Raw genomic sequence first — 15,077 nt, forward strand, 5'->3', positions numbered from 1 at the left:
TCGCCGCTCAGCAGAAACCGATTCTAAATCGTTCAGCAATTCCTTCAGCCGGTTCATCTTGGATCCAGGCCCCATCGGTGCTAAACAGGGTCGGTCGGTCCGTGGAACCCGGGTCGCACCCCGCTCAGGAACGACCCGAGGAACGACCCGAGGAATGACCCAGGGACTCGAGAACTTCTGGTATGCGGTGGAGCATGCCCACGGGCTTCGCGACCAACCCGTCTCCGTCACCCTCCTGGGGCGCCGCTACCTCCTCTTCCGTGATGCGGCCGGCCAGGCCCATGCACTGGCCGACTACTGCGCCCACCGCGGCGCCAGCCTGGCGAGGGGATGGGTGGAGGGCTCCTGCGTGCGCTGCCCATACCACGGCTGGAGCTATGACGTGGATGGGCACTGCGTCCGGATTCCGGCCGACCCCCCGGGAACACCCATCCCGGCCCGGGCCCGGATGGCCACCTTCCCCATCCAGGAGCAGTCCGGCTTCCTCTGGATCTTCCCCGGCGAGGCCGATCGGGCCTCCGAGGTGCCTATCCCCCCCTTCCCGGAACTGGGTCAGCCGGGCTGGCGGGCGGTGAGCGGGTCCTACACCTGGAACGCCCACTTCAGCCGGGTGGTGGAGTCGGCGCTGGACACCTCCCACGCCCCCTTCGTGCACCGGCCCTTCTTCGGCAACCGGGAGGACGCGAGCGTAGAAAGCCTGGAGATCGTGAGCGAACCGGGTCTGGTGTCCACCCATCACAAACTGAAGCCGCCGGCCCGGGTGGGCCTGCTGAAGTACATCGTCAAGAGGGAAAGGAGCCACTCCAGCTCCACCCTCACCGGCTACCTTCCCAACGTCAACAGAATCGCCCTGGACTTCAACTGGAAGGGGTATCAGTACATCTATTTCGCCAGCAACATCCCCGTCGACGACCACACCACCCTCACCAAGTGGATCGGCGTGCGCAATTTCCTCCCCTACGGCTGGGCCGACGGCAACTCGATCCGCAACACGGTCGACACCTACGAGGAGGACAAGGCGGTGGTGGAAACCCAGCCTCCGGGCCCGTCCTGGAGCACCCAGGGGGAAGAGCTGCTGCTGGCCTCCGACCAGCTGATCCTGGCCTACAGGCGTGCCCTGGCCCGGGCCTGCCCGGCCACCGCCCCCGTGCCCACGCCCCCCGTCCCCACGCCCTGAGATGCCGACCCCGTCGTCCTGGCCCACCGACTGCTGGTACGCCGTCGGGCTCTCCAGCCAGGTGGGCGACCAGCCCCTGGCCCACCGCTTCCAGGGCCGGGAGGTGGTGCTGATGCGCGATGGCGGCGGCCGGGTGCTGGCCTTCGATGGCCGCTGCGCCCACCGGGGCTGCTCCCTGGCGGGGGGCTGGGCGAAGGGGGACAGCCTGGTTTGTCCGTACCACGGCTGGCAGTACGACGCCCAGGGCACCTGCGTGCACATCCCGGCCCTGCGGGCCGAGGAGTCGATCCCGCGCCAGGCGCGGCTGCGCACCTTCCCCACCCGGGAGCGGCACGGGTTCGTCTGGCTGTGGCTGGCCGGCAGCCAGGCCAGCCCCGATGGCGATGTGCTCGACATCCCGGAACTGGAGGGGCTGACCCTGCGGGCCGGCGGTGACATGGCCTACACCTACGCCACCCATTTCACCCGCACGATCGAGAACGGCATCGACCCCACCCACGCCGCCTTCGTGCACGGCAAAAGCATCGGACGGGTGGACCCGACCACCGATTTCAGCCTCGAGCACTATCCGGTGCAGGTGGGACCCGGCAGCCTCTACGGGCGCATGCCGATCAAGGTCAAGAAGCTCAATGGCCTCACCCGCCTGCTGCTGAAGGGGGACAGCGCCAATGCCTACAAGGAGTACCGCTTCCTCTACCCCAACGTGGTGGTCTCGATCATCCATTTCGGTGCGGTGACCCTGGCGGCCCTGCAGGCCCATGTGCCCGACAACGACGGCGAAACCACCGTCCGGGTCACCAACGGCCGCAACTTCCTCACCGCCACGCCGGTGCTGAATCGCCTGTTCGATCGCATCACCCTGGACACGGGCCTGCAGATCTCCAAGGAGGACGCGGCCGTGATCAGCGAACAGCAGCCCAAGCGGGTGAGCTTCCGGGGCTCGCATGAGGTGCTGATCGAGTCCGACCTGATCCTGGTGGAGTACCGGCGGATGATGCGCGAACACGCCCGGGTCTGAGGCGCGCCTGCTCAGCCGGCGATGTCGACGGGGACCGGCACCGGTTCCCTGACGCCGCGCAGCAGGGGCGCCCCCAGCAGGCAGACCACGGCCTGGAGCAGGAAGCAGAGGGTGGGGGAGAGGTCGTAGAGCACCCCCGCCAGCATCGGGCCGAGGGCACTGGCCAGGCCCGTGATGGCCAGCAGGCTGCCCAGCATCACGCCCTGCCGGTTCTCCGGCACCAACCGCGAGACCAGGCTGCGGGCCGTGGGGATCACGCAGGCCGCCCCCACCGACAGCATCACGGCGGCCGTGACGATCACGACGGCGGCGCCGGCGCCGAACACCCGGGCCAGGGGGATCAGGGCGATGCCGGCGGCGACCGCCAGCAGACCGTAGATGTTGAGGCGGGCCTCCCCATGGCGCCGCACCAGCGGGCCGGTGAGGGCCACCTGCACGTAGGTGACGGTGAGGCCGACGATCACGAAGATGCCGCTCGACTGGGAGGCCGACCAGGAGAACTGATCCTTGAGATAGAGCACCAGCAGGGTGGTGAAGCCGCTGAAGGCGAAGTTGAAGCAGCAGAAGGCCAGCGCCACGCGGTTCGCCTTCGGCAGCGCCAACAGGGCCATCACTGGGGCCAGTCCGTTGATCTGGGACCACTGGAAGCGGGGCCTGTTCTGGAGCGGCAGGGTCTCCTTGAGGTACAGAAACGCCATCAGGAAGTTGTAGGCCGCCAGGCCTGCGGCCACGAACACCGGAATGCGCATGCCGAATCCCACCAGCGCTCCACCGAGGGCCGGACCGGCGATGGCCCCGAGGCCGAAGGCGGCGCCGCTGATGCCGAAGTTGCGGGCCCGGTTCGCCGGGGTGGAGATGTCGGAGATGTAGGCCTGGGCCGTGCCGACCGTGGCCGTGGAGACGCCGTTGATCGCCCTGGAGAGAAAGATCAGCCCCAGCGTTCCCGCCAGGCCGAACATGAACAGGGAAAGACCGTTGATGGCCACGCACAGAAGGATCACCGGCCTCCTGCCATAGGCATCACTGAGGGAACCGATGATCGGTGACGCCAGCACGGAGAACAGGGTGGCCGTGGAGGCCAGCAGCCCCAGGGTGAGTCCGTCGGGAGAGAACTTCTCGAGGATGAAGGGAAGCAGGGGATAGACGATGTTTTCGCCCAGCTTGTCCAGCAACAGGGTGAGAAAGACGATCGCCAGGGGACTGCGCAGCTTGCGAATCACTTGCGGATCATGCGGACGGCAGTGTGGGACGACCCAACCTTGGCGGCGGCGCCAATCTAGGGGGTGTCGCTCTCTCGATCGGGACGCTTCGCTTAAGATCCGCGCAGCATCGGCAGAGCATGTCATTGACGGGGACCACCTCAGAGACATCCCCTCCCCAGGTGTCTCAACTGGCCCGGAACTGCTGGTACGCCGTCGCCTCTTCGTTCGCCTTCCGCAAGGGACCGGTGGCCGTCCCCTTCGCGGGCCACGACTTCGTGCTCTTCCCGGATGCCGAAGGCCGGCCGAGGCTGTTCAGCGACCGCTGTCCCCACCGGGGGGCCTCCCTGGCCCTGGGGCGGCTGGAGGCGGGCGGCTGCCTGCGCTGCCCTTTCCACGGCTGGAAATTCGCCGCCGACGGGACCTGCCTGGAGGCCCCCGCCGAACCGGCCGGCTCCAGTCCCCCGGCGCGCAGCGCCCTGGTGGGTGAGCGGCCGGCGGTCGAGTCCAGGGGCTTCATCTGGATGTGGTGGGGTGAGGGTCCGCCCGATCCGGCCCTGCTGCCCGATCTGCCCGTCTTCCCGGACGAGGCCTGGGGCCATGTGGAGAGCAGCTTCGACTGGGACACCCATTTCAGCCGGGTGATCGAGTCCAACCTCGACAATTCCCATGCCTACTGGGTGCACAAGAGCACCTTCGCCAGCCAGGATTCACCCCTGTCGATCCCCGTCGATCTCCGCAAGGAGGACCGCATGATCGCCGCCACGGTGAGTTTCGAACTGCCGGTGAAAGGGGTCCTGAAGCTGCTGCGCACCCTGAGCGGCCAGAGCGGCCCCCTCTGCGCCACCACCACCTTCAGCTTCTATTACCCCAACCTCAACATCGTCGACACCAGCATCGGCGACCAGCTGCGCTTCGTCTTCTTCAACGCCAGCCTCCCCCAGAGCGACACCCACACCCTGGCCCGCTGGGTGAAGTATTCGAAACGCAAGCGCTTCCGCCTGCCCGGCAGTGAAGCCCAGTCGATCGCCATCTCCCGCACCATCTTCCAGGAGGACCATGGGGTGGTGCGCAGCCAGCGGCCGACCCCCGTCCCCCTGGATCTCACCCAGGAGCGGCACGTGGCCTCCGACATCCTCTCGATCGAATACCGCCGCATGCACCGCCGCTGGCTGGGCGGGGACCCCGCCGTTACCATGGCGCGCCCGGAGCCCCTCGGTTCGTGACGGAGACGCCGCACGGCGACAGGCTGGAGGGCCTGCAGCGCACCTGGCGGGAGCGGGCCTGGGGCAGCGGCCGCCGCAAGGTCGTCACGGTGTCGGTGCTGGCCGTGCTGGGGCTGGCGGGCTGGCAGCTGACCCACCGACCCGCCCCGCCGCCGCCGCCCCTGGCGCCCCGTGCCGTGACCGCCCTGGGACGCCTCACCCCCCAGGGGGGCGTCGTGTCCCTGTCCACCGCCTCGGGCAACAGCGGCGGTTCGGAGGTGGTCGACAAGTGGCTGGTACCTGAGGGGGCGGCGATCCGCCGCGACCAGCTGCTGGGGTTCCTCAGCAGCTGGGCCAGTCTCCGCAAGGGTGTCGTCCAGGCCGAGAGCCAGCTGGCCCTCAGCGAAGCCAAGCTGGCCCAGGTGGATGCGGGGGCCCGCCAGGGGGCCCGGGCCAAGGCCCAGGCGGATCTCAAGGCCGAGCAGGTGGTGATTCCCTATCTGAAGATCAGCCAGCAGAAGAGCGTGGAGCTGTTCAAGGCCGGGGCGATCTCCGAGGAGGAACTCGGCAAGGCCGATGCGGCCCTCGCCCAGGGCCAGGCCAACATCCAGGCCCTCAAGGGCACCCTCTACGACAACCTCACGGTCCGTCCGGTCGACCGGGAGGTGGCCGTCGCCGACGTGGCGGTGGCCAAGGCCAACCTGGCCCAGGCCCGCAGCCAGCTGCGGAACGCCGAGATCCGCTCCCCCCTCGACGGCAAGTTGCTGCGGATCTACAGCTGGCCGGGCATGAAGGAAACCGACCAGGGGCTCGCCCAGATCGGCAAGATCGGCGCCATGCAGGTCTGGGCCCAGGTGTTCCAGAGCGACATTCCCCAGGTGCGGCCTGACCAGCCGGTGGAGATCTGGCCGGAGAGCGGTGGCTTCAGCGGCAAGCTGCAGGGCCGGGTCCTGGACATCACCGGCGAGGTCTCCGACCGGGATCTGTTCAGCGTCAATTCCAACAACAACGTCAATGCCCGGGTGGTGCTGGTGAAGATCGCGCTGACCCCCGCCGACTCCGCCCGCCTCGCCAAGCTCAGCGGGCTGAACGTGAACGTCCGCTTCCTGCCGTGATCGGCCGCTCCCTGAGGCGCAGCCTGGGCGATCTGCCGGTGGCCTGGCTGCAGCTGAAACGCCAGCCGATCCGCTACCTGGTGGCCGTCACCGGCATCGGCTTCGCCGCCCTGCTGATGTTCATGCAGCTGGGCTTCCAGTCCGGTCTGCTGACCAGCGCGACCACCTTCTACCAGGCCCTGATCACGGATCTGGTGGTGATCAGCCCCGGCACCCGCGACAGCGGCGCCTTCCAGCAGTTCCCCCAGTCCCAGCTGTATCAGTCGCTGGGGGTGCCGGGGGTGGCCGATGTCATCCCTGTCTATGTGGCCAATGTGAACGCCCAGCAGATGGGCGGGATCAAGCCCACCAGCCTGCGCCTGATCGGTTTCGATCCCGACCAGCAGATTCTCGATCTGGCGCCGGTGCGCGAGCAGATCGACCGCATCCGCACCCCCGGCTACGTGCTGTTCGATGCGGCCGGCAACAGCAACACCGGACCGGTCGCCGCGGCGGTGAAGGCCCAGGGGAGCCAGACGATGATCCTCTCCGACTACTCCAAGACCTTCCGGGTGGTGGGCCTGTTCCGCCTCGGCTCCACCTTCGCCGCCGACAGCAACCTGATCAGCAGCGACACCACGGCCCTGCAACTGGCCTACAAGCAGATCAACGAGGGCGAGATCTCCATGGGCCTGATCCGCGTCACCGATCCGGCCGCCATCGCCCCCGTCCAGCGTCATCTGCGGGCCCTCTACGGCAGCCAGCTCCAGGTGTTCACCAAGCCCGAACTGATCGCGAACGAGCAGAACTACTGGAACACCAGCTCCTCCTTCGGCATCATCTTCGGCTTCGGCACGATCATGGGTCTGCTGGTGGGGGGGGTGATCGTCTATCAGGTGCTGTACACCGATGTCAGCGACCACCTGCACGAGTACGCCACCCTCAAGGCCCTGGGCTTCCGCAACCGATTCCTGCTGATCCTGGTGCTGCAGGAGGCCTCGATCCTGGCGATCTCCTCGTTTGTTCCCGCCCTGGTGGCGAGCGCCGCCCTCTATGCCTTCCTCACCGCCGTCTCCGGCATCCAGATCGTGATGACCACCGGCAAGACCGTGCTCGTGTTCAGCCTCACCATCGGGGTCTGCGCCGTGGCGGCCGCCATCGCGCTCAACAAGCTGCGGGATGCGGATCCGGCCAGCGTCTTCTGATCCCGATGCTGCCTGTCGTCGCCGAGAATCTGCGCCACGCCTACGGGGAAGGTCCGCTGCGCAGCGAGATCCTGCACGGGATCAGCTTCACGGTGAACCCCGGCGAGATCACCCTGCTGGTGGGGCCCTCCGGCAGCGGCAAGAGCACCCTGCTCACCCTGGTGGGGGCGCTGCGATCCGTCCAGGAGGGCTCCCTGCGGGTGCTGGGCAGCGAGGTGCGGCGCTCCAGCGAACGGATGCGGGTGGAGATCCGCCGCCGCATCGGCTTCATCTTCCAGAGCCACAACCTGGTGGCCTCCCTCACCAGCCTGCAGAACGTGTCGCTCGTGCTCCAGCTGAGCGAGCCGGACCCCGAGCGGCGCCGGCACCGGGCCACCACCCTGCTCGAGGCGGTGGGCCTGGGCCACCGTCTGCACCACTTCCCCTCCGAGCTCTCCGGCGGCCAGCGCCAGCGGGTGGCGATCGCCCGGGCCCTGGCCCCCGAGCCCGATCTGGTCCTGGCGGACGAACCCACCGCCTCCCTCGACAGCAGCTCCGGCCAGGAGGTGGTGGCCCTGCTGGGCGACCTCTGCCGCAAACGGGGCAGTTCCGTGCTGCTGGTGACCCACGACCTGCGCCTGCTGGATGACGCCGATCGGATCTGGGCCATCGAAGATGGCAGGGTCGAACCCTGGAAGGGGTCCCATTGAGTCCCCCGACCCCAGGCCCCATGACCGTCACTCCCCTGGCCGACGGCGGCACGATCTTCCCGGAGGACTGGCTGGGCAGCTGGTCGTGGCAGGGGCAGACGATCAGCTACGTGACCCGCGCATCGGCGGCCCCGGAGGCGAGCGGGGCGCTGCCCGTGCTGCTGATCCACGGCTTCGGCGCCTGCAAGGAGCACTGGCGCCACAACCTGCCGGTGCTGGCCGGCCGGCGCCCGGTCTACGCCATCGACCTGGTGGGTTTCGGGGCCAGCAGCAAGCCCCCCTCCCGGCTCGAAGATGAGCCGGAGGACGGGCTGGCGCTCCGCTACGGCATCGACCTGTGGGCCGACCAGGTGGCCGCCTTCGTGCGGGAGGTGATCGGCACGCCGGTCCAGCTGGTCGGCAATTCGATCGGGGGCGTCGTGGCCCTGGCCGCGGCCGCCAGGCTCGGCGACGACGCCCGCCAGGTGATCCTGATCGACTGTGCCCAGCGCAGCCTCGACGACCGCCGCCTGAGCGAGCAGCCGCCCCTGCGCCGGATCGGCCGGCCCCTGCTCAAGCGCCTGGTGCGCCAGCGGTGGCTCACGGGCCGCCTGTTCCGCTGGGTGGCCAACCCTGGCGTGATCCGCCGGGTGCTCGGCGCCGCCTACCCCTCCGGCGAGGGCATCGACGACCAGCTGGTGCAGCTGCTGCTGACCCCGGCGCGCAGCCCCGGCGCCGACGAGAGTTTCCGGGGCTTCATCAACCTCTTCCGCGACCGACTCGCCCCGGACCTGCTGGCGGAACTGACCATCCCGGTCCGGCTGCTCTGGGGGGAGGCGGACCCGTGGGAGCCGGTGGCCGAGGCGCGGCGCTGGGCCGGGGCCTTCGCCGCCGTCCGCGACCTGCGCGTCCTGAGCGGCCTCGGCCACTGCCCCCACGACGAAGATCCCTCCCGGGTGAACCCGGTGCTGGAGGAGTGGCTGGCGCTGGCGGATCAGCCCTGAGGCGGCGCCGCCGGCCTGGTGGCGCCCAGCCGGGTGCGCCAGCGCTGGCGATCGGGATCCCAGCCCAGCCAGCCCCGCTCCTGCAGCAGGGCCCGCAGCTCCGCCGGCGCCTGGCCCGGGGCCACCGCGGCCGCACAACCGGCGTCGAGCTCGTCCTCAGCCAGTCCGGCCCGCAGTCCCGTGGTCAGGAGCCGCCGCAGCGCGGCGGGTTCGAGCGCCAGCAGCCGGGCCATGGTCAGCGGGCCGTCGCCGGCGGGGTCAGCGCCGGTGTCGTGCTCAGAGGAGCGCATCGGCGAGGTCAGCCGCGAGCTGGGTCACCCCGGTGCTCCACGGGTGGGTGGGGACATCCATCAGGGCCAGGCTGCCACTGGCGATGGTGAGCAGGTCGTCGCTGAGGGGCAGGATCGCTCCGACGGGAATGCCGTAGCTCTGGGCCACCCTTGCGCGCACCTGTTCGGCATCGAAATGGGCCGGCAGCTTGTTCACCACCAGGCGGGCCTCGGGCACCATCAGCCTCTGGGCCACTTCGATCGCCACGGCCGTGCCGAGGTAGTCCTGCTGGTCGGGGCGCATCACCATCACCAGACAGTCGGAGATGGCGGTGGTGAGCAGGGTCTCCTCGTTGATCCCGGGGTGGGTGTCCACGATCAGCAGATCCAGGTGCTGGCTCTGGCCCAGGCTGAACAGGGCATCGTTGAGCCGCTCCACTTCATAGCCTTCCCGCAGCAGCCGGGCGATCCGGTCGCCCTCCATGGCGGCAGGCACCAGAAAGATGCGCCCCTTGCCGCCCGCCATCGAGGCGGGGGTCACGTCATGGGAGCACTTTTCAATCGGAATGGAGCCCTGAAGATGATCATTGAGCGTATGGGATTCCGGCCCTGCCGTGAACCCGAACAGCACATGAATACCTGGTGAAGCAAGATCGGTGTCGAAGACGCCGACCCTGAGTCCGCGGGCCGCGAATGCGGCCGCCAGATTCGCCGAGAGGTTGGATTTTCCCGTTCCACCGCGGAAGGAATGGACGGAAAGGATCCTGGTCATGAAGCGATCCATCTCACGGACGTGGGAAAATCATAGGCATGGCGTTGAAGGCCCTTTTGACGATTCGCCAACGGCTCGCCGGACGGCCTCAACGGACAGCGGCGGTGAGGCGGGGGCGACCCTTGCGCCTGTCCGTGCGGCTGATGCTTCTGGGGGTCAGCGGCCCGCTCGTGAGCCTGGCGATCTTCCTGGCGCTGGCCACCATCGGCTCGATCCGCCTGGCCCAGAAGGCCCGGATCGAGATCAGCACCATGTTCGACCACGACAACCTCTCCTCCCTGGCGGTCACCACCTCGATCATCGAGAAGTCGGCCGAGGAGTTCAGCCGGGTCATCCGTCAGGACTCCAAGGATCTGCGCAAGGCCCTGGCGCCGTTGCGGATGGACACCGAAGGCCGCCTGTCCTGGAAGGGCCAGCCCCTGACCCAGGACCAGGCCCCCGCCCTGCTCAACGACCGGCTGCGACTCCCCCTGGCCCTGCTGCGGGAGCGGGCCGCCGTCTACTACCGCGACCGCAGCGGCACCTGGCGCCGGCTCACGGGCATCACCAGCCAGGGGCAGGCCCTGGAGCCCGGCGCACCTGCCCTGCCAGCCACGGTGGACGACTTCCAACACCTCTTCAAGGGCGCTCCGGCGACGGAGATGAGTCGCAGCGCCATGCTGCAGCTGGATGGGGAATGGCGGATGGCCCGGTTGACCGTCCTTTCGGGTCGCCAGCCCGGCGAAGGCCACCTGGCCCTGCTGGTGGACGTCAGCACCCAGGCCGCCTCCAAGCTCCTCGCCGCCGGCTCCAGCCTCTTCCCCGCCGAGACCCACCAGGCGGCCTTCTTCGGCATCACCCCCACCGGAGGGCTGTACTGCAGCTACCAGACCGAGGACACGGAGGCCTGCATCGACCTGGCCATGGCCCTGCGCCAGAACGGCGGCATTCCCGATCCCCGCACCCTCGGCCATAGCGAGCCCTTCGAGCGCAAGGCCATGGTGCGCCCCCCGGGCTCCACCACCCCGGTGCTGCAGCACCTCTACATCGCCGCCTTCCCTGAGTGGAACTGGCTGGCGGTCGTGTCCGTCGAGGAGGAGGCCCTCGCCGATGCCCTCCTGCCGATGCAGGTGGCCAAGGACGAGATGGTCCGCCGGCTGGTGATCCTCACCCTGATCCTGATCAGCGCCAGTGGCGTCGCCGCCTGGCTGATCGCCCGCGGCATCCGGCGGGAGCTGCGGGAGCTGGCGACCGCCGCCGATGCCATCGCCGACGGCCAGGGCCATCAGGCCCTCACCTACCCGTCGGACGACGCCATCGGCCGGCTGGTGCGGGCCTTCAACCGCATGTCGGGGGCGGTGGCGGACCGGGAGAACTCCCTGCGGGACCAGATCCGCCAGATGGAGATCAACATCAACGCCAGCGAACTGCAGGGCCAGGTCTGCTCGATCCTCAACGACCCCGGCTTCGAGCAGCTCAGTGAGCGGGCCCGGGCCATGCGCCAGCGACGCCTGGAGCAGATCAGCGCATCTGCCCCATCCGTGTCGGCAGACGCAGGGTCTGCAGGGGATTGCCCACCGCCTGGAGCAGGGCGGGATCAGGCTGAACCTGCAGGCCGCTCGAGCGGCTGAGCTGCACCAGGGTGTCGTTGTAAGTGGCCAGGTTCTGGATGTAGGAGCTCACCGCCTGGCTGATCTCCTGCTGGGCCTGCACCACGTCGGTGATGGTGCCGTAGCCGGCGTTGAAGCGCAGGGTCTGGAGGCGCAGGGCCCCGTTGGCCGCTTTGACCCGTTCGGCGCCGGCCAGCACGATGCTGCGGCCGGAGCGGGCCTGGGCCACCAGGGATTGCACGTCGCTGCGCACCTGCAGCACGGTGGCGCTGTAGGTCTCGGCGGCGGCCGCCGCCTGGCGGCGGGCGGCGGCGGCGTTCATGCGGGCCTGGCCGCCGTCGAAGCCCGTGAACGTCAGCTGCAGCAGGGCCGATCCGTTCCATTCGTCGGAGCGGGCGTTGGGCACGAACGGCGGGCCCTGGTTGAGGTAACCCACCCCCTTGGTCCAGTAGAGGGACGTGATCAGCTGCAGGGTGGGGCGGTAGGTGGCCAGGTAGATCCGCGCCTGGGCCTCGTTGGTCTGGACGGCGAGGAGCTGCTGCTCGAGCACCTTGCGGTAGGCGAGGCTCGCCGTGATCGAGTCGTCGAGGGAATGGTCCCAGGCGCCGAGGGGTGCGAAGGGCGTGGCGGGGGTGAGGGCGTCGGGACTGGGGGTGGCCAGCAGCTGGGCGAGGTTGGCCCGGGCGGTCTCCACCTGCTGCTCCGCGGCCAGCAGGGCCTGGCGATCGGCCAGCAACACCGTCTGCTGCTTGAAGACCTCCAGCTTGGAGGCCACCCCCATCTGCACCCGGGTCTGGGCGAGCCGATACAGCAGCTCGTCGTTCTCGACGATCTGGCGGCCGGTCTGGACGGCGGCGAGGGCCCGCTGCAGATCGATGTAGGCCGACTGGGTCTTGAGGCGCTGGTCGCGGCGGGTGATCACATAGGTGTCGGCCGCCTGGCGGACCAGATACTTGTTCTGCCAGATCGTGGCCGACCGGGTGGGATCGATCAGGTTCCAGGTGGTGTCGATCTGGCCGATCGCCTGGAAGTAGCTGGCCTCGAACACCCTCTGACTGCTGAGACCGGAGCCGGAGATGGAGAAGCCCGCGGAGGCACTGAAGGGGTAGTTGTAGAAGGTCTTGGAGGCGTAGGGCCCGCCGTTGAGGCTGAGGTTGAGGGTGGGCCACCAGCTGGCGTAGGCGGCGCCGAGGCTGTTCTGGGTGGCCACCAACGACTGATAGGCGGAGCGCACCACGGGGTTGCGATCCACGGCCCAGGCCGCCGCCTGCTCCATCGTCAGGGCCCCCAGGAGCTCGGGGGGCAAGGGGGGCAGGCGGTCACCGCTGGGCATCGGGCCGGGCCATCCCGCCCCCAGTCCCTCGACCGCCTTCACCTCGGGAGGGCTGACCGAAGCCGGCAGGGACTGGGCCAGGGCCGGGCCCGGCAGCGTCAGCCCGGCGGAGGCGGCGAGGGTGAGGCGTACGGACACAGGCAGCAGCCGCTTCAGCGGCCCGATGGCCTGGCGGATGGGGCGCCGCTTCATCGCGTCTGGGCGATCACATAGGAGAGGGGAAGATCCAGCAATTTGCCGACCCTGGGCACGAAGGCGCGGTGATTGAAGACGTCATAATCCAACCTCTCGATGACATCAAGGATCCCCCGATACAGCCGCAGCGATGCCCACACCGGCCAGCGGGCATCCGGAGCCAGCCAGCGCACGCCGGCCTCGGAGCGGTTGAACCAGTCCCGGGCCCGCTCCAGCTGGAACCGCATCAGCGCCTGCCAATTCTCATTGAGACGCCCGGCCATCAGATCGGCTTCGGAGTAACCGAAGCGGTCGAGATCCTCCTGGGGTAGGTAGATGCGGCCACGACCGCGATCCTCACCCACATCCCGGAGGATGTTGGTCAGCTGGTTGGCGATGCCCAGGGCCACGGCCGCTTCGGAGGTGTCGGGACGCTCGCTCCAGGGGGCGGAGGTGTAGGCCGCATCGACCCCCATCACCTCCTGGGTCATCAGACCCACGGTGCCCGCCACCCGGTAGCAATAGAGCTGGAGATCGGAGAAGCTGGCGTAGCGGTCGCGCAGCACGTCCATCCGCTGGCCCTCGATCATGTCGAGGTAGGCCTGCAGGGGCTGGGGAAAACGCTCGATCGTGTCCAGCATCACCCGGTCGAGGCCATCGACGGCATGGCCGGCGAACAGCGCGCGGGTGCGCTCCTCCCAGGCATCGAGACGCTCCAGCAGGACCTCGGCCGACAGCGTCTGGGCCTGGGCGCTGTCCATCAGTTCGTCGGTGCGGCGGCACCAGACGTAGATCGCCCAGATCGCCCGGCGCTTGGCCGGCGGCAACAGCATCGTGCCGAGATAGAAAGTCTTGGCCCACTGCGCCGTCTCCTGTCGGCAGGATTCGTAGGCCTCCTCCAGGTCGGAAGCGCGGTCGAGGGGCAGCGGGGCCAGCACACTCACACCGTCGCCAGGCTCTGGGCGGGGGCCGGACCCTGGCCACTGCCGGAGAGGTGGGCATCGACGGCGGCGGCGCAGAGCTTGCCGCTCAGCACCGCCCCCTCCATCGAGGCCAGGTAGCGCTGCATGGTGAAGCAGCCCGCGAGGAAGAAGTTCGGGATGGGGGAGTCCTGGGAGGGCCGCAGCTGCTGGCAGCCCGGCACGGTCTTGTAGACGGAGAGGGGCGTCTTGACGACCACCGACTTGCGCAGCACGGCCGGGGTGTCGCCGGTGAAATGGATGGGGAACAGGCGCTTGAGCTCCTCCATGGTGGCGGCCACGATCTCCGCATCGGGGCGACCGATCCAGTCGGCGGCCGGGGCGAACACCAGCTCCAGCATGGAGCGGTGGGGATCCTCGTACTCCCGGCAGGTGTTGCTCATGTCGGCATAGACGCTGAGCAGGTCGGAACGGCTGAACAGCAGGTGGTCGATGTCCGTGAGCTTGCGGTCGAACCAGAGATGGATATTGATCACCGGCACCCCCCGCAGCCCCTCGAGCTTGCTGAAGTAGGGCAGTGACTTCCAGGCGTCCGGCAGCAGCAGCTTGAGCGGATCAACGGGCATGGCGCTCACGTAGGCGTCGGCCTGGATTTCCCGCTCGGGACGCCCCTTGATGCCGCCGATGCGGAAGCCCGTCACGGCGCCGTCCTTGTCGATGCGGATCTCCCTGAGGGGCGACTCCAGATGGACCTCACCCCCCCGGGCCTCGATGTACTCGACCATCGGCTGGCAGAGCCGCTCCGGCGGGTTGCCGTCCAGGAAGGCCATTTTGGAGCCGTCCGTTTCCTGGAGGAAGCGGTTGAGAGCGGTGAGCACCACCGTGCTGGAGATCTCTTCGGGGTTGATGAAGTTGAGCGCCTTGCTCATGGCGAGAAAGACTTCATCGTTGACGCGCTCGGGGATATTGTGAATCCGCAGCCATTCGCTCCAGCTGTACTTGTCGCATTCCTCCACATAGGCCTGGCCGCGCAGCATGGCCGGCACCAGGCCAAGGCCGAAGGCGATCTTCTCCGGCCAGGTGAGCATGTCGTTGTTGCCCAGGATCGCCGCCACCCCGTTCAGCGGAGCCGGCAGATCCGGGAAATCGAAACGGCTGTAGGTACCCGGAACTTCCTTCTGGTTGAAGATCATCGCGTGGGACTTCCACTGCAGGCGATCCTCGATGTCCAGCTCGGCGAAGAGTTGGCGCATGTTGCGATAGGCGCCGAAGAAGATATGCAGACCGGTTTCGTACCAGTCGCCATCGGCGTCCTGCCAGGCCGCCACCTTGCCGCCCAGCACGTCTCTGGCTTCGAGCACGATCGGGGTGTGGCCGGCGTCGCAGAGGTATTTGGCGCAGGACAGGCCGGCCAGACCGGCCCCGGCGATGACAACCCGCATGTCGTACC

General features: G+C 68.6%; 14 protein-coding genes. 8 read left to right on the top strand and 6 right to left on the bottom strand.

All coding sequences use genetic code 11. The annotated features are described in order from the left end of the window. The first annotated feature begins 154 nt into the window (after positions 1-154). Positions 155-1,177, top strand: coding sequence for an aromatic ring-hydroxylating dioxygenase subunit alpha (locus tag KUG38_RS12190; protein WP_216922007.1), 1,023 nt, complete (start codon positions 155-157; stop codon positions 1,175-1,177). 1 nt (position 1,178) lies between these two features. After that, positions 1,179-2,195 (top strand): Rieske 2Fe-2S domain-containing protein, encoded by a 1,017-nt coding sequence (locus KUG38_RS12195; protein WP_216922009.1) that lies wholly within the window; start codon positions 1,179-1,181, stop codon positions 2,193-2,195. Positions 2,196-2,206: 11 nt separating this feature from the next. Here the strand turns inward: KUG38_RS12195 and KUG38_RS12200 are convergent, their stop codons facing one another. Next, the gene (locus tag KUG38_RS12200) at positions 2,207-3,415 is read right to left on the bottom strand and encodes an MFS transporter (RefSeq protein ID WP_216922011.1); all 1,209 of its coding nucleotides are present in this window, start codon (positions 3,413-3,415) and stop codon (positions 2,207-2,209) included. Positions 3,416-3,576: 161 nt separating this feature from the next. Here KUG38_RS12200 and KUG38_RS12205 point away from each other — a divergent pair, with 161 nt between their 5' ends. From KUG38_RS12205 to KUG38_RS12225, 5 genes are read left to right on the top strand one after another with little or no spacing between them, the layout of a single operon-like run. Then, positions 3,577-4,620 (top strand): aromatic ring-hydroxylating dioxygenase subunit alpha, encoded by a 1,044-nt coding sequence (locus tag KUG38_RS12205; RefSeq protein ID WP_216922013.1) that lies wholly within the window; start codon positions 3,577-3,579, stop codon positions 4,618-4,620. Next, positions 4,617-5,714, top strand: a complete 1,098-nt coding sequence (locus KUG38_RS12210) for an HlyD family efflux transporter periplasmic adaptor subunit (RefSeq protein ID WP_216922016.1) — start codon at positions 4,617-4,619, stop codon at positions 5,712-5,714. Before KUG38_RS12205 ends, KUG38_RS12210 begins: the two co-directional genes overlap by 4 nt. Continuing rightward, on the top strand, positions 5,711-6,898 hold the full coding sequence (gene devC, locus KUG38_RS12215; RefSeq protein ID WP_216922019.1) for an ABC transporter permease DevC: 1,188 nt from the start codon (positions 5,711-5,713) through the stop codon (positions 6,896-6,898). Before KUG38_RS12210 ends, devC begins: the two co-directional genes overlap by 4 nt. A gap of 5 nt (positions 6,899-6,903) precedes the next feature. Next, complete coding sequence (locus KUG38_RS12220) at positions 6,904-7,587, top strand: ABC transporter ATP-binding protein (protein WP_216922022.1); 684 nt, start codon at positions 6,904-6,906, stop codon at positions 7,585-7,587. A 20-nt stretch (positions 7,588-7,607) separates the two neighbouring features. After that, a complete protein-coding gene (locus tag KUG38_RS12225) occupies positions 7,608-8,570 on the top strand; it encodes an alpha/beta fold hydrolase (protein ID WP_216922025.1) in 963 nt (320 codons plus the stop codon). Here KUG38_RS12225 and KUG38_RS12230 read toward each other — a convergent pair. Both KUG38_RS12230 and KUG38_RS12235 read right to left on the bottom strand, forming a co-directional pair. Next, positions 8,561-8,860, bottom strand: a complete 300-nt coding sequence (locus KUG38_RS12230; RefSeq protein ID WP_216922028.1) for a hypothetical protein — start codon at positions 8,858-8,860, stop codon at positions 8,561-8,563. The genes KUG38_RS12225 and KUG38_RS12230 overlap by 10 nt on opposite strands. Next, positions 8,847-9,623, bottom strand: coding sequence for a MinD/ParA family ATP-binding protein (locus KUG38_RS12235; protein WP_216922031.1), 777 nt, complete (start codon positions 9,621-9,623; stop codon positions 8,847-8,849). The genes KUG38_RS12230 and KUG38_RS12235 overlap by 14 nt, the downstream gene beginning before the upstream one ends. 110 nt (positions 9,624-9,733) lie before the next feature. Between KUG38_RS12235 and KUG38_RS12240 the strand changes: the two genes are divergently transcribed. Further along, a complete protein-coding gene (locus KUG38_RS12240; protein ID WP_216922034.1) occupies positions 9,734-11,221 on the top strand; it encodes a HAMP domain-containing protein in 1,488 nt (495 codons plus the stop codon). On the opposite strand, the gene KUG38_RS12245 is transcribed toward KUG38_RS12240, so the two are convergent. Genes KUG38_RS12245 through pds form a run of 3 tightly spaced genes read right to left on the bottom strand, consistent with a single transcriptional unit; the run spans position 11,112 to position 15,069 of the window. Then, positions 11,112-12,725 carry a TolC family protein gene (locus tag KUG38_RS12245; RefSeq protein ID WP_216922038.1) on the bottom strand — a complete coding sequence of 538 codons (1,614 nt, stop codon included), beginning with the start codon at positions 12,723-12,725 and terminating at the stop codon, positions 11,112-11,114. The two genes, KUG38_RS12240 and KUG38_RS12245, sit on opposite strands and share 110 nt — an antisense overlap. After that, a complete protein-coding gene (locus KUG38_RS12250; protein ID WP_502690438.1) occupies positions 12,722-13,651 on the bottom strand; it encodes a phytoene synthase in 930 nt (309 codons plus the stop codon). Before KUG38_RS12250 ends, KUG38_RS12245 begins: the two co-directional genes overlap by 4 nt. Further along, positions 13,648-15,069 (bottom strand): 15-cis-phytoene desaturase, encoded by a 1,422-nt coding sequence (gene pds, locus KUG38_RS12255; protein ID WP_216922041.1) that lies wholly within the window; start codon positions 15,067-15,069, stop codon positions 13,648-13,650. The genes KUG38_RS12250 and pds overlap by 4 nt, the downstream gene beginning before the upstream one ends. Positions 15,070-15,077: the final 8 nt, after the last annotated feature.

It is taken from the genome of Synechococcus sp. CCAP 1479/9 (assembly GCF_019038535.1).
Lineage (GTDB): Bacteria > Cyanobacteriota > Cyanobacteriia > PCC-6307 > Cyanobiaceae > Cyanobium.

What these genes read in the sequence shown, in the direction of transcription:
- KUG38_RS12230 (WP_216922028.1), bottom strand. Translation starts at nt 8,860, where the DNA reads ATGCGCTCCTCTGAGCACGACACCGGCGCTGACCCCGCCGGCGACGGC.
- KUG38_RS12195 (WP_216922009.1), top strand. Translation starts at nt 1,179, where the DNA reads ATGCCGACCCCGTCGTCCTGGCCCACCGACTGCTGGTACGCCGTCGGG.
- pds (WP_216922041.1), bottom strand. Translation starts at nt 15,069, where the DNA reads ATGCGGGTTGTCATCGCCGGGGCCGGTCTGGCCGGCCTGTCCTGCGCC.
- KUG38_RS12190 (WP_216922007.1), top strand. Translation starts at nt 155, where the DNA reads ATGACCCAGGGACTCGAGAACTTCTGGTATGCGGTGGAGCATGCCCAC.
- KUG38_RS12245 (WP_216922038.1), bottom strand. Translation starts at nt 12,725, where the DNA reads ATGAAGCGGCGCCCCATCCGCCAGGCCATCGGGCCGCTGAAGCGGCTG.
- KUG38_RS12225 (WP_216922025.1), top strand. Translation starts at nt 7,608, where the DNA reads ATGACCGTCACTCCCCTGGCCGACGGCGGCACGATCTTCCCGGAGGAC.
- KUG38_RS12235 (WP_216922031.1), bottom strand. Translation starts at nt 9,623, where the DNA reads ATGGATCGCTTCATGACCAGGATCCTTTCCGTCCATTCCTTCCGCGGT.
- KUG38_RS12220 (WP_216922022.1), top strand. Translation starts at nt 6,904, where the DNA reads ATGCTGCCTGTCGTCGCCGAGAATCTGCGCCACGCCTACGGGGAAGGT.